The organism is Luteibacter sp. E-22 (genome assembly GCF_049913125.1).
Classification (GTDB): domain Bacteria; phylum Pseudomonadota; class Gammaproteobacteria; order Xanthomonadales; family Rhodanobacteraceae; genus Luteibacter.
Window position 1 is genome coordinate 2,888,516 of sequence record NZ_CP183975.1, and the last position, 13,586, is coordinate 2,902,101.

At 63.1% G+C, this 13,586-nt stretch carries 11 protein-coding genes, 1 tRNA gene and 2 pseudogenes; 8 read left to right on the forward strand and 6 right to left on the reverse strand.

Features of this window, described 5'->3' with window-relative positions:
- Positions 1-260: 260 nt before the first annotated feature.
- The 6 genes from ACN9M2_RS12965 to ACN9M2_RS12990 form a co-directional block, all read right to left on the reverse strand.
- A tRNA-Ser gene (locus ACN9M2_RS12965) sits at positions 261-353 on the reverse strand.
- A gap of 71 nt (positions 354-424) precedes the next feature.
- Positions 425-622 (reverse strand): carbon storage regulator CsrA, encoded by a 198-nt coding sequence (gene csrA, locus ACN9M2_RS12970; protein WP_072323041.1) that lies wholly within the window; start codon positions 620-622, stop codon positions 425-427.
- Between the two features lie 305 nt (positions 623-927).
- Positions 928-3,561: an alanine--tRNA ligase gene (gene alaS / locus ACN9M2_RS12975; RefSeq protein WP_426285122.1), complete on the reverse strand. Its 2,634-nt coding sequence runs from the start codon at positions 3,559-3,561 to the stop codon at positions 928-930.
- Positions 3,562-3,632: 71 nt separating this feature from the next.
- A complete protein-coding gene (locus ACN9M2_RS12980; RefSeq protein ID WP_426285123.1) occupies positions 3,633-4,139 on the reverse strand; it encodes a regulatory protein RecX in 507 nt (168 codons plus the stop codon).
- On the reverse strand, positions 4,126-5,166 hold the full coding sequence (gene recA, locus ACN9M2_RS12985; protein ID WP_371023277.1) for a recombinase RecA: 1,041 nt from the start codon (positions 5,164-5,166) through the stop codon (positions 4,126-4,128). Before recA ends, ACN9M2_RS12980 begins: the two co-directional genes overlap by 14 nt.
- 98 nt (positions 5,167-5,264) lie before the next feature.
- Positions 5,265-5,774, reverse strand: a complete 510-nt coding sequence (locus tag ACN9M2_RS12990; protein ID WP_426285124.1) for a CinA family protein — start codon at positions 5,772-5,774, stop codon at positions 5,265-5,267.
- A gap of 1,108 nt (positions 5,775-6,882) precedes the next feature.
- Here ACN9M2_RS12990 and ACN9M2_RS12995 point away from each other — a divergent pair.
- The 8 genes and pseudogenes from ACN9M2_RS12995 to ACN9M2_RS13030 all read left to right on the forward strand — a co-directional run.
- Positions 6,883-7,293 (forward strand): annotated as a pseudogene (locus ACN9M2_RS12995) (hypothetical protein); the annotation flags it as partial.
- Between the two features lie 201 nt (positions 7,294-7,494).
- Complete coding sequence (locus ACN9M2_RS13000) at positions 7,495-8,460, forward strand: virB8 family protein (protein ID WP_426285125.1); 966 nt, start codon at positions 7,495-7,497, stop codon at positions 8,458-8,460.
- Positions 8,461-8,516: 56 nt separating this feature from the next.
- The gene (locus ACN9M2_RS13005; RefSeq protein ID WP_426287922.1) at positions 8,517-9,227 is read left to right on the forward strand and encodes a TrbG/VirB9 family P-type conjugative transfer protein; all 711 of its coding nucleotides are present in this window, start codon (positions 8,517-8,519) and stop codon (positions 9,225-9,227) included.
- The gene (locus ACN9M2_RS13010; RefSeq protein WP_426285126.1) at positions 9,224-10,477 is read left to right on the forward strand and encodes a TrbI/VirB10 family protein; all 1,254 of its coding nucleotides are present in this window, start codon (positions 9,224-9,226) and stop codon (positions 10,475-10,477) included. Before ACN9M2_RS13005 ends, ACN9M2_RS13010 begins: the two co-directional genes overlap by 4 nt.
- 4 nt (positions 10,478-10,481) lie before the next feature.
- A complete protein-coding gene (gene virB11 / locus ACN9M2_RS13015) occupies positions 10,482-11,522 on the forward strand; it encodes a P-type DNA transfer ATPase VirB11 (protein WP_426285127.1) in 1,041 nt (346 codons plus the stop codon).
- Between the two features lie 51 nt (positions 11,523-11,573).
- Positions 11,574-12,036 (forward strand): annotated as a pseudogene (locus ACN9M2_RS13020) (lytic transglycosylase domain-containing protein); the annotation flags it as partial.
- A 762-nt stretch (positions 12,037-12,798) separates the two neighbouring features.
- Positions 12,799-13,236: a TrbC/VirB2 family protein gene (locus ACN9M2_RS13025; RefSeq protein ID WP_426285128.1), complete on the forward strand. Its 438-nt coding sequence runs from the start codon at positions 12,799-12,801 to the stop codon at positions 13,234-13,236.
- Positions 13,229-13,537: a type IV secretion system protein VirB3 gene (locus tag ACN9M2_RS13030; RefSeq protein ID WP_426285129.1), complete on the forward strand. Its 309-nt coding sequence runs from the start codon at positions 13,229-13,231 to the stop codon at positions 13,535-13,537. Before ACN9M2_RS13025 ends, ACN9M2_RS13030 begins: the two co-directional genes overlap by 8 nt.
- The last annotated feature ends 49 nt before the right edge of the window (positions 13,538-13,586 follow it).

Genomic DNA, 13,586 nt, shown 5'->3' on the forward strand with positions numbered 1-13,586 from the left:
ATGAAAACACCGGCCATTGGCCGGTGTTTTTGTTTGTGCACCTGGCGGACGTGTCAGGTCAGGGGCTCAGTGTTGGAGCCGCTCAATGTGGGAGCCGACCCTGTCGGCGATGGGTGCTTGCCATCACCTGGCCCGCTGCCGCGGGATCGCCGGCGTAGCCGGCTCCCACAATATCGTCGGTCCCCATGATGGGTCGATTTCCCACATGTTTTCGGTATCCCATAACGCAAAACGCCCCACGAGGGGGCGTCTTGCGTAACTGGCGGAGAGTGAGGGATTCGAACCCTCGATAAGGCTTTTGACCCTATACTCCCTTAGCAGGGGAGCCCCTTCGGCCTCTCGGGCAACTCTCCGTGATCGTCGTCGAGGAACGAGCCTTAACGAGCCAGCAAGGATACTTTGCCTTGCTGCGGTCGTAAAGACTTTACTGGTCGTCCCCGGAATGGCCGGCCGGATCGTTCTCGTTCTTGATGCGCTGGTAAATTTCCTCGCGATGAACCGCGACATTCTTCGGCGCATTGATGCCGATGCGCACCTGGTTACCCTTCACACCCAGAACGGTGACGGTCACCTCGTCGCCGATCATCAGGGTTTCACCGACCCGGCGGGTCAGAATCAGCATGATTGATACTCCATAAAATCAGGTATTGGCTTCCCCACCAACGACAACCTCACCCCGAGTGCTTGCCGTCAATGGATCGACGTTCCGACCATCGAAGGCCGATTGCCTTCCCCGGCTCTTGTTGTGTGTGTGTCGCTGACCAGCTGTCCTGCCACTCTCGATCCGAAGGATCGATGCCGAAGGATGCATTCGACATTCGGATGATACTAGCCGAGCCAAACCGGGGGACGCAACGCACATGGCTGGCAATGCACGCGCCGGAACACCTTTATGGCGTGTCGACGCATACCCCGGCCATCTCCCGTTCAGCGCAGGCGAGCTTCCACCCACGCCGGAATGCCTGCGAGCACGGCCGGCAAGGTCGGGCCATCGAGGCCACCGCCCTGGGCCATGTCCGGCCGCCCGCCACCCTTGCCCTCGATGTGGGAGGCCACCTCGGCGACAAGGTCGCCCGCCTTGACCCGGCCCAGCGCCGCTCCGCCGACACCGGCCACCAGCGACACGCGACCGTCCGCCGCACCCGCCAGAACAACGGCGCAGTCACCCAGCTTCTGTTTCAGGACATCCAGGCTGTCGCGAAGCGACTTGGCGTCCAGGCCCTCCAGGCGTGCGGCGACGACCTTGATCCCGGCCACGTCCACGGCCGACGCGACGAGGTCGGCCGATGCCGAACTGGCCGCCTTGGCCTTGTAGGATTCGATTTCGCGCTCCAGCTTCTTTTGCCGGTCGAACAGTTGGCGCAATTTCTCGACGACCTCGTCGCCGTGGGCGCCGACCAGGCCGGAAACTTCGCCCAGCACGCGCTCTTCATCGGCCACGCGGGCCAGGGCACCCGCACCCGTCACCGCCTCGATACGGCGCACACCCGCCGCCACACCCGATTCGGAGACGATCTTGAACAGGCCGATGTCGCCGGTGCGCGACACGTGCGTGCCGCCGCAGAGTTCGGCGGAGAAGTCGCCCATCTTCAGCACGCGCACTTCCGAGCCGTACTTCTCACCGAACAAGGCGATGGCACCGAAGTCGATCGCTTCGTCATAGCCCATGTGGTGAACCTCCGCCTGGGCGTTGCGACGGATCTCGCTGTTGACCATGCGTTCGACCTGAGCCAATTCCTCGGCGGTGATCGGCTTGAAGTGCGAGAAATCGAAGCGCAACCGCTCAGGTGCAACCAGCGAACCCTTCTGGGCCACATGGTCGCCCAGCACGGTACGCAACGCGGCGTGCAGCAGGTGCGTGGCGGAATGGTTGAGCACGGTGGCCTGGCGCTGTGCCGCGTCCACCGAGGCGGCGACGACAGCGCCCTTCTCCAGTGGCGCGGAGCCTTGCCAGGTACCGAAGTGCGCGAAGAAGGCACCTGCGACCTTCTGCGTATCCGCCACGGCGAAGGCACCGGAGGGATTGCGCAGCATGCCGGTATCGCCGACCTGGCCGCCGGATTCGGCATAGAAAGGCGTGCGGTCGAGCAGCACGAAGGCGTCCTCACCATCGGCGAGGCGATCGACGGCCTTGCCGTCGCGAACGATGGCCAGAACCGTCGCATCGGCGAGGTCCAGGACGTCGTACCCCGTGAACACCGTCGGCGCGAGCGCACTGGCGACCTCGGCGGGAAGCTGGGCCTTGCTGCCAAAGTTGCTGGCGGCGCGGGCGCGAGCGCGTTGCTCGCCCATGGCACGCTCGAAGCCGTCCATGTCGACGGTCATGCCGCGCTCGCGTGCGATATCGGCGGTGAGGTCGACGGGGAACCCGTAGGTATCGTAGAGCCGGAAGGCGTCGACACCCGGGATGATCTGGCCCGACTTCGCGGCGATGTCGTCGAACAGGCGCATGCCATGCTCGAGGGTCTCGCCGAACCGCTCCTCCTCGGTCTTGAGGGCCTGCTCCACGAAGGATTGCTTCGCGGCGATCTCGGGATATGCCTCGCCCATCTCGGCGACCAGCGGCGCCACCATCTTCCAGAAGAAATCGCCACGCACGCCGAGCATCCAGCCATGCCGCAGGGCACGGCGGATGATGCGACGGAGCACGTAGCCGCGCCCTTCATTGGACGGCAGGACACCATCGACGATCAGGAAGGAACAGGCACGGATATGGTCGGCGATGACACGCAACGACTTGTTTGCGAGGTCGGCCGTGCCCGTCAGGCGTGAAGCTTCCGCGATCAGGTGCGCGAACAGGTCGATCTCGTAATTCGAATGCACGTGCTGCAGCACGGCCGCCAAGCGCTCCAGGCCCATGCCGGTGTCGACGCACGGCGCCGGCAACGGCGAGAGCGTGCCGTCCGGGGCACGGTCGAACTGCATGAACACGAGGTTCCATATCTCGATATAGCGATCGCCATCCTCGTCGGGCGAACCCGGGGGACCGCCGGCGACGTCGGGGCCGTGATCGTAGAAGATCTCGGTGCAGGGGCCGCAAGGACCGGTATCGGCCATCTGCCAGAAGTTGTCCGACGCAAAGGGCGCGCCCTTGTTGTCGCCGATGCGGACGATGCGGTCCGCCGGCACGCCGACTTCCTTATTCCAGATGTCGTAGGCCTCGTCGTCGGTATGATAGACGGTGACCCACAGCCGCTCGGACGGAAGCTTGTAAACCGAGGTGAGCAATTCCCACGCGTAGCGGATGGCATCGCGCTTGAAGTAGTCGCCGAACGACCAGTTGCCCAGCATCTCGAAAAAGGTGTGATGGCGGGCGGTATAGCCCACGGCATCGAGATCGTTGTGCTTGCCGCCGGCACGCAGGCAACGCTGGACGTCGGCCGCCCGAACGTAGCCCGGCTTTTCACTGCCGAGGAACACGTTCTTGAACGGGACCATGCCCGAGTTGGTGAACAGCAACGTGGGGTCGTTCGATGGCACCAAGGATGCCGACGGCACGATGGTGTGGTCCTTAGAGCGGAAGAAGTCGAGGAAGGTCGAACGGATTTGGGCGGTTTTCATGAGCGATCGTGGCGTGGGAGCTGCGAGACATGTCGCGGGGACGCTCCGTCCAGAATCAAGGCTCACTGCCTTCAGTCATCGTCGGCGTCTTCCGCATCGGCATGGGTAAGAACACGTACTGTGGCGGCGGCGAAGCCGCGACGCAAGAGGAATTGCGCCCTCCGCGCCCGTTCGGCGGGGTCGGTGGATGGCTTGCCGTAGCGTCGGCGCAGCTGATTCGCGGCCAGATCGTGCCAATCGACGTCCGCCGCTTCGATCAATTCGCGGATACGGGCATCGGCGATTCCCTGGCTACGCAGTTCGGCACGAATGCGGGCCGGCCCATAGCCCTGCCCCACCCGGCTGCGTACCAGGGACCCGGCGAAGCGGTCGTCGTCCTGGTAGCCCTGGTCGCCCAGGCGCTCAAGCGCAGCCACGGACTCGTCATGCTCGAAACCGCCGCGTTCCAACTTCTGCTTGAGTTCGCGGCGGGAATGCTCGCGCCGGGCCAACAGCCCCAGCGCCTTATCGTACGCGGTACGGGTCGGGCGGTCGGCCTTGCCGCCGCCCTTCCCCGTTTCCCTATCAGACTTCCTCAAGCTCGTCGGCCTCGGTCGAGGCCTCGGCCTTCGGGCCCGCCTTGACCAGCAGGCGGGCACGCAGCTCGGCGTCCACTTCGTTGGCGATGGCCGGGTTGTCCCGCAGGAACTGACGCACGTTTTCCTTGCCCTGGCCGATGCGGTCACCCTTGTAGCTGTACCAGGCACCGGATTTGTCGATCAGGTTCTCGCGAACGCCCAGCTCGATGATCTCGCCTTCGCGCGACGTACCTTCGCCGTAGAGGATCTCGAACTCCGCCTGGCGGAACGGCGGTGCCACCTTGTTCTTCACGACCTTGACGCGTGTCTCCGAGCCGATGACCTCCTCACCCTTCTTCACCGCGCCGATACGGCGGATGTCCAGGCGGACCGAGGCATAGAATTTCAACGCGTTACCACCGGTGGTGGTTTCGGGGCTGCCGAACATCACGCCGATCTTCATGCGGATCTGGTTGATGAAGATGACCAGGCAATTGGTCTTCTTGATGTTGGCGGTGAGCTTGCGCAGGGCCTGACTCATCAGGCGGGCATGCAGGCCCACGTGGGAATCGCCCATTTCGCCTTCGATTTCGGCTTTCGGCGTCAGCGCGGCGACCGAGTCGACCACCACCATGTCGACGGCGCCGGAACGTACCAGCATGTCGGCGATCTCAAGCGCCTGTTCGCCGGTATCCGGCTGGCTGACCAGCAGGTCGGCGACATTCACGCCCAGCTTTTCAGCGTAGCTAGGGTCGAGCGCATGCTCGGCGTCGACGAACGCCGCCGTGCCACCCGCACGCTGGCAGGAGGCGATCGCCTGCAGGGTCAGCGTGGTCTTGCCCGAGGATTCCGGGCCATAGATCTCGACGACGCGGCCACGCGGAAGGCCGCCGATGCCCAGGGCGATGTCCAGGCCGAGCGAGCCGGTCGACACCGTGTCGATCTGGTCGTCGACGCGGTCGCCAAGACGCATCACGGCACCCTTGCCGAACTGCTTTTCAATCTGGCCGAGGGCACTCGCCAGCGCCTTGCGCTTATTGTCGTCCATCGTGGTTTCCAGTCTCTTTGTGTAGGTAAGTATCTTGCCCGACCGTGGTCTCAGGGACTGCGATCCGCAATCACCAAGTTTGCCATAGGCGGCCTGGTTCAGCCCTTTAGTTCGTCGGTCATTCCAACAAGCGCGGCAGCCACCGTCTGTCGCCGGACCGCCTCGCGATCCCCTTCGAAATGATAAAGCCGGGCGTGGGCATAGCCCCCGCGCCGCTTCCAGCCGATCCACACCGTGCCGACGGGCTTCTCCGGCGTGCCGCCAGAGGGGCCCGCGATTCCGGTGACCGCCACGGCCACGCCCGCACCGTATCGAGCCAGTGCTCCCGAAACCATCTCGAGCACGGTCTCCTCGCTCACGGCACCGGTCCGCTCCAGGGTGCGGGGATTGACGCCAAGGAGGGCCTCCTTGGCGCTATAGCTGTAACTGACGACGCCGGCCTCGAACCAGGCCGAACTCCCGGCCAGGTCCGTCAGTGTCTTGGCTATCCAGCCACCGGTACACGATTCGGCGGTGGCGACCATCACCCGCCGCTCGAGCGCGGCGGCAGCGACATCCTGCGCGAGCGTCATCAGCTCGGCGTCGGAGGGAATGACTGCGGAATCCATGGGGGTCCTGTCGGTAAAGAGAGGGTTTCTACTACCGGCGCTTCGGGATGTCGATGTGAGGATCGACAGGGAAACCGATTTTTTGAGAATTATTCTATTGTTTCGATTGAAATACGTACCTACGATGGCACTAATTAATTGACAAATTGACGCTCGTATAGATTGCCATTCACGCTACCGCAAAGACAGCCGCGGCCGGTCATGGCAAGGCCTATTCATTAATAGCAATAGCGCGCCGCCCGCCAAGTGAGCGGATGTCCGGCATCCAACCGCTGGGTCTTTCGGAAACACACAACGCTGGATTCGCGGGCGCGACCGCATTCGGGCACAGATGGATGCCCACAGCACGGGCTGACACTTATCCACTGACGCCACGCTCTCCGTTCAGTCAGCATTTCGCATATGTCGAGCGGCGCCATCGGGCCCGCACTCGACCAGCTCGTGCAACTTCCTGGAATGAAGGGGGATGTCGCATATCTGACACGACGGAATGACAACTTATTGCCCAAGGAGAGGGAGCTTGATGGTTACAACCGCAACCTTCACGAGACATACACAAATCCGGCAGTTACGTGACGCAACGCGCGCGTACGGAGCGATGCCCGTCAACGCTTCGACGCGTTTCACGCATATTACATGCCCACAATGTGTGACAAGAGTCCCAAAAACATGCACATCGGCCACTAGTCAGGAATTTGTCGTTGCGTTATCTTTACATCGCGGACAGGGGTCCGTATCAGGGGTGGGGAATCTACGGTCAATAAGGCGCAACCCTGAGTGGGCGATCATCGCATCGCCGCTCATACGCATGACCATTCTTCGCTGGCACGTTATGCAAGGGCGCCTGCGCGCTCGTACAGGATGTTGTATGGATGAATTGCATGTCGCTCGGAGCCGGTTGGCTCAAGGCTCCAGCTACTGCCAGGGGCATCACCTCCGCCAGCGCATTCGGCGCGGCGGTACATCGACGGATCCAGAGGCGGGCGGGCTACCTCACCCACCTCGCTGCTGCCCTGCGCCCTTCGTAACGAAGTAAACGCATTCCCGGCTTCGCGCCTGGCGATGAGCCGCGCGAAGTGCTGCCGACGTTTTCCTCTTTGGTCTTCCGATGAACTACGAGCCACGCGTGAATAGAACCCTGCACCCCGCCCTTGCCATCTGCTTCGTCTCCGCGCTCGCCATGCTGCTCACCGCTTGTGGCACACCGGCAGCGAAGGATTTCGGAGGGCGGTGGAAACCGGTGAACCGCTACGACGACAAGACGGTCGAGATCCCGCTCGCGGTTCCATACACCTATTACGCCGCACCCATGGATGGCACGTTGAAGACGATGCTGACGCGGTGGACGAGCGATACGGGAACCAAGCTGCAGTACAAGCTTCGATCGGACTTCACGTTGCCAAAGGCCACCGCACAGATCCACACCTCGGAGGTTCGCGACGCGGCGACGCAACTGAGCACGATCTTCGCGCCCCAGGGCGTCAGCGTCGTCGTGAATGGACCGGAAATCCTGGTCGAGGAAACGAGCGCCATCGTTCCGACGACTCCCGTCGCCAAGACGGTGGAAGCAACGCCGACACCTGCCAACGAGGCGCCTTCCGTTACGCCGAACAAGGCTCCTCTCGCACAAGCGCCGGCCACGACGACTCCTGCTGTCGCCGCGGACAGCACGCCCCGGACCCAGTAATCCCACCCCGCGACAGTCACACCAGGCCCTTCGATGTTGAACAAGAAAAACTCTCCGAAGATCGACGCCGCGGTATCGAAGTCCGTCGACTTCGAAATCACGATGTCCGACCTCGCCCAGCGCAGCGAACGCCGCGCATGGATGGTGGCGTTCTGTGCGATCTCGATGTCGGTGATCCTAGCGGGCGGCTACTTCTACATCCTCCCCTTGAAGGAAAAGGTGCCGTATATCGTGCTCGCGGATGCCTATACGGGCATGAGTTCGTTGACACGCATCACCGATGACGTCGTCAACCGGCGCATTACCGCCAGCGAAGCGATCAACCGAAGCAACATCACTCATTTCATCCTCGCGCGCGAATCGTTCGACGTCACGATGATCAATCTTCGTGATTGGGCAACCGTGTTGACGATGGCCTCGCCAAACATCGCCAAGGCCTACACCGATCTGCACGCTCTCGACAATCCGTCTGCTCCTTACAAGATCTACGGCCGCGATCGTGCCGTCCGCGTCAAGATCCTCAGCATCGTACTGATCGGCGGTGAGGATGGGACCACGCCCAAGGGAGCCACGGTCCGCTTTCAACGCACCGTCTACAACAAGGTGTCCGGCCAGACCGTGCCGCTCGACAGCAAGATCGCCACGATGGCTTTCGCGTACAAGCCGAACCTGAAGATGGACGACCAGTACAGGGTGGAGAATCCGCTCGGGTTCCAGGTTACCGATTACCGGGTCGACAGCGACTACGCGGAGCCGCCGCCGCCTGAGAGCTCGCCGCCCGCGACCGCCGCCGCTGTCGCGCCCACCAGCGTGCCGGCTCCGTCCGCCTCATCGGCCGCAGCTACCGTCGCCGCCATGCCGCCTTCTCCGATACCCACCGACGGCACGTCGCCCGGTGGAGTCGTACCGGCGCAACAACAGACGGGGCAAGCACCAGCCGCCGCACCGCAAGCAACGGCTCCCATCCACCCGAACGCCGCCAATGGAGGGCGCCGTTGATGAAGCGCGTAACCACACTTCGACTTTCACTGGCGCTCTGCCTCGCGACTGCCGGCATGATCGGCGCCGCGAAGGCGCAGGTCGTCACGCCTTACGAATATGAGCCGGACAAGATCTATACGGTTCGTACCGGCCTCGGCATAACGACACAGATCGAGCTGAGCCCGAACGAAAAAATTCTCGACTACAGCACCGGCTTCAGCAGCGGCTGGGAGTTGACCCGGCGTGACAACGTCTTCTATGTGAAGCCGAAGAATGTCGACGTCGACACGAACATGATGATTCGTACCGCGACCCACTCCTATATCTTCGAACTGAAGGTGGTCGCCACCGATTGGAAGACACTCGACCAGGCGCGTCGCGCAGGCGTGCAGTACAAGATCACCTTCAATTATCCCGCCGATACAAGCTTCCTGGCCGAGACGAAGAAGGTCGCCGCGACGCCGGAACTCGACACGACGCTGGTAAAGGGGCGCGACTACAACTTCGACTACGACTACGCCATGAAGCGTAAGACCGCTCCCTGGCTGGTGCCGATCAACGTCTACGACGACGGCCGTTTCACGTACATAAAAATGCCCGACCTCAAGCAGTTCCCCACGGGCAACTTCCCTACGATCTACATGCGCGAGAAGGAACACGGCGAGGACTCGGTGGTGAACACGACGGTTGAGGGCAACACCATCGTTGTCCACGGCACGTACAACTACCTTGTCATCCGGCACGACAACAACGTCGTGGGTCTGCGAAGGAACACGAAGAAGTGAGCCCGAATAATCCCTATCATCCCGACGACGAGAACCGCGACGGCCAGGTGCCGCCGCGGGATGCCGCTGGCGAGCAAGCCGAAGCGCTAGCGAACAATCCCTACTCCGCACAGCAACGCCAGGCACCTCCGCCGGACCTCGACGCCGGTGCGCCTCAATTGGCGGCCGCCGACGTGCGACGGATGAATCGGCGCGCCCTCGGCTTCCTCGCCGGCATAGTCGCGTTGCTGTTGTTCGCCGCGTACTTCTTCCTGAGCGGCAACCAGTCGTCGGCGCCGGCACCAAAGCCCAAGCACGAGGAAACCGTTTCGATACCCGACGCTCCCAAGGTCGCCCCCATACCGGAACAGGCCCCCCCAAGGCTGCCTGAGCCGATCGCGCTCGCTCCGCCGCCTCCGCTACCGTCCACCGCGCAGCCGCGCGCAGCCACGCAGCGCATGAACACGGGGCCGTCGCTCCTTGAGCGGCGCATGATGGATACCGAGGCCGCTCAGGTGGCCGGTGCCAGCGGGCAGCCGGGAGGCGGTGGCATGGGCGGACCTGCCAGTCCCTACGGGATGATTCCGGGCATGCCCTATCCAGGACCGTCGGGCGGCGTGCCGGTAAACAGTGCATATGGCGGTAAGTCCCTTCCGGACGTGTCCAATGCCTCGCCGCTGACTCATCCGGATACGCTGATGCTGCGCGGCACTTTCATCCGCTGCGTTCTTGAAACACGAATCATCACGGACATCCCGGGTTTCACCTCCTGCGTCGTCACCGAGCCCGTGTATTCGTTCACTGGCAAGCGCCTGCTGTTGCCCAAGGGCTCCAAGGTACTGGGCAAGTACGAGATGGAGCCCAACGGACCGCGCGTTGCCGTTATCTGGGATCGCATCGTCACGCCCACGGGCATCGACGTGAACATGGCTAGCCCAGGCGTGGATACGCTCGGCGGCGCCGGCCACCCCGGCTATTACAATGCGCATTGGGGTAGCCGCATCGGCGCGGCCCTGCTCATCTCCCTGCTCAGCGATGCCTTCAAGTACGAAGCGGCGGAACACGGCCCTCGCCAGACCACGATCAGCAATGGCGTGGTGACGCAGAGCCCGTTCGAAAGCAACACCGCCGCGACGCTCCAGCAGATCGCGAACACCGCGGTACAACGTGCAGCCAACCGCCCTGCCACGGTCACGATCAACCAGGGCACGGTCCTCGCCATCTATGTCGCGAAGGACGTCGACTTCAGCGGCGTCGTGGCACGGTATTGAGCAAATGAGCCAACCCGCCCTCGCCGCCGTCGGAAGCGATTTCCTGGACTACCAGTACGAAGTGCTGGGTATCCGGGACTACCTCGCATCGTCCGATGTGACCGAGATATGCATAAACAAGCCGGGCGAACTCTATCTCGAGAGTCGCGGCGCCTGGCATCGCGTGGAAGTACCGTCGCTCACGTTCGAGCGGGCTCGCCAGTTCTGCACGGCGGTGGTCAATGAAAGCAACACCGGGCAACGCATCACCGATGTCGATCCGGTCGTCTCGCTGACATTCCCCACCGGGCAGCGTGCGCAGTTCGTCCTTCCGCCAGCATGCGAGGCCGGGCGTGTTTCGATAACCATTCGATTGCCCTCGCGACAAAGCAAGACCTTGACGCAATACCAGGAGGACGGGTTTTTCGACCAGATCCTGGAAGGTGCCAATACGATCAGCCAGGCGGATCGTGAATTGCTGGAACTTCGTGCGGAGCGCCGCTATGCGGACTTCTTTCGCCATGCGGTGCTTAGCAAGAAGAATATCGTCGTCGCCGGCGCCACCGGCAGCGGCAAGACCACGTTCATGAAGTCGTTGGTGGGACATATCCCCGAAGACGAGCGGCTGGTCACCATCGAGGATGCGCGCGAGCTTTTCATCGACCAGCCCAATGTCGTCCACCTCCTCTATTCCAAGGGTGGGCAAAGCGCCAGCAACGTCACGGCGAAGAGTTGCATGGAGGCCTGCCTCCGAATGAAACCCGACCGGATCATCCTGGCGGAGCTTCGTGGCGACGAATCGTTCTACTTCATCCGAAATTGCGCATCCGGGCATCCCGGGTCGATTACAAGCTGTCACGCAGGAAGCGTGGAGCAGACCTGGGATCAGCTGGGGCTCATGGTGAAGGCCTCCAACGAAGGCGCGGGGTTGGAGTTCTCGACGATCAAACGCTTGCTCATGCTGACCATCGACATCGTCGTTCATATCAAGGCGCATGCCGGGCGTCGTCACATCACCGGCATCGATTTCAACCCGGCTCGGGCCCTGGCCCCGGACGGGGGGTAACACGCGAAACACATCGGTCATTAGACAGGAGTTGTAACGGTGGTACCAGGAATGGAAATGATGGCTTGCCCAAACCTCGCCGTACCGGCCGAGGTGATGCAGCATGTCGTGAATGTCGAGTCGTCGCGCAATCCCTTTGCGATCGGCGTCGTTGGCGGGCAGCTTGTGCGCCAACCGGAGAACCTCGGCGAAGCCGTGGCGACGGTGCGCATGCTTGAGGCGAAGGGCTACAACTATTCGTTGGGTGTCGCGCAGGTCAACCGTGCCAATCTCGGCAAGTTCGGCCTCGATACCTACGAAAAAGCCTTCCAGGTATGCCCCAACCTCGTCGCCGGATCGCAAATCCTCGCCCAGTGCTATGCCAGCGCGGGCGGCGACTGGGGCAAGGCCTTCAGTTGCTACTACTCCGGCAACTTCACCACCGGGTACCAAGACGGCTACGTTCAGAAGATCTTCGACTCCATGGCGCGGCAATCCGCCCTGGCATCCACCGCTGTTCCGATTCCACTGGTGAAATCGTCGACGACCGCCGGCGCCAAGGGAACGCCCGTCTACACGGGGAATGGGGCCGCGTACCGCGTGGCCATGCGCAGCGTGGCCGATGCCGCGGTCGCCTCGGCGCTGACGCCGGCGGTGGCTGCCGCGGCCGGCGCGCCCCCACCCAGTCGCACGGTCGCCCCGACTGCCGATCCCGGCATTGCCGAGACTCCGCCGGATGCCGCGTCCATCGCGCAAGCGCTGCAAGCAGCCGCGGCAACGATGCCGTTCGCCGCTGGCGGCAATGCGGCGCTTACGGTTCCTGCACCGACCCTACCCGGGCCGACACCCGCGCCCGCGCCTGGTCGCATTCCCACCGACCCCACCACGGCGGCGATCATGTCGCAGATAGGCGCGCAGGCTCCCGCGGGCAATCCCACGCTTGCGCCGGGTCGCATTCCGACGGATCCGGCCACGGCCGCGGCCATGGCACAGATCGGCATTTCGGCCAACGCCAGCGGCACCGGCCCGGCAGGTGGCAACGACATCTTCACACCCCAGGTGCAGGGCCCCAACGACCCCGCGCCCACCACGGCCACGATCCCGGCCACTCCATCGGTACCCGCTGGCGACCCGGCGGACCTTCGTCAAGGAGGTAGCGATGGCGCCTTTGTTTTTTGACGTGCTGCCGCCCTGCGGGAAGCACGTCGTTGCGAAACCGGCTACACGCCATGTAGCCGTCCTCAACCCGGCCGCCCGCATGCGGCCGTATCCCTGTAACACACCAAGGAACTACGAGATGGCCCTGTCCAACCTGCCCAACGTCCCGACCGATCGCGCATCGCTCAACAAGATGGTGACCCTGCTCATGGTCGCCACCGTCCTGCTGCTGCCCACGATCGGCGTGGCCCAGGACGTGACCGAAACCTCGAAGAAGGTCTGCGGTTTCTTTGAGAACATCAACTCGTTGCTGAACGCGGCCTCGATCGTCGTCGTGACCATCGCCGTGATCTTCTCCGGCTACCAGATCGCCTTCGCCCACAAGCGCATCGCCGATGTGGCACCGGCCCTCGTGGGTGGCGTGCTGATCGGTGCCGCCGCACAGGTGGCGAAGATGGTCGTGGGTGGCAATGGCGGCGCATCGAATGCATGCAGCTCCACCAGCGGAAGCACGACGGCTTCCTTCCTGATGGACGCCATGCAGACCGCGATGCACCTGCTGCACTTCCATGCATAAGAACGCGCTCTTCCGCGGCTGCACGCGTCCGGCCATGTTCATGGGCGTGCCCTATATCCCCTTCTTCGTCGGGGCGGGGAGCGGCTTGCTGATGGCGATGTATTTCAACATGTGGTTCCTCCTGTGGATTCCCATCAGCGTATTCGTGATGCGCCAGATGGCGCGCCGCGACGAAATGATCTTTCGGCTGCTGGGGCTCCGCCTGCAATTCCGCACGCGGATCCGGAACCTGCAGGAACACGACGGCATGTGGGTGTTCTCGCCCAACAACTACCGTGAGCCCGGCAAGGCGAAACGGTAAGGCAATACTCCGCCCTGGCAGAACCCTGCCAGGGCCTTTTTAGCGCTTC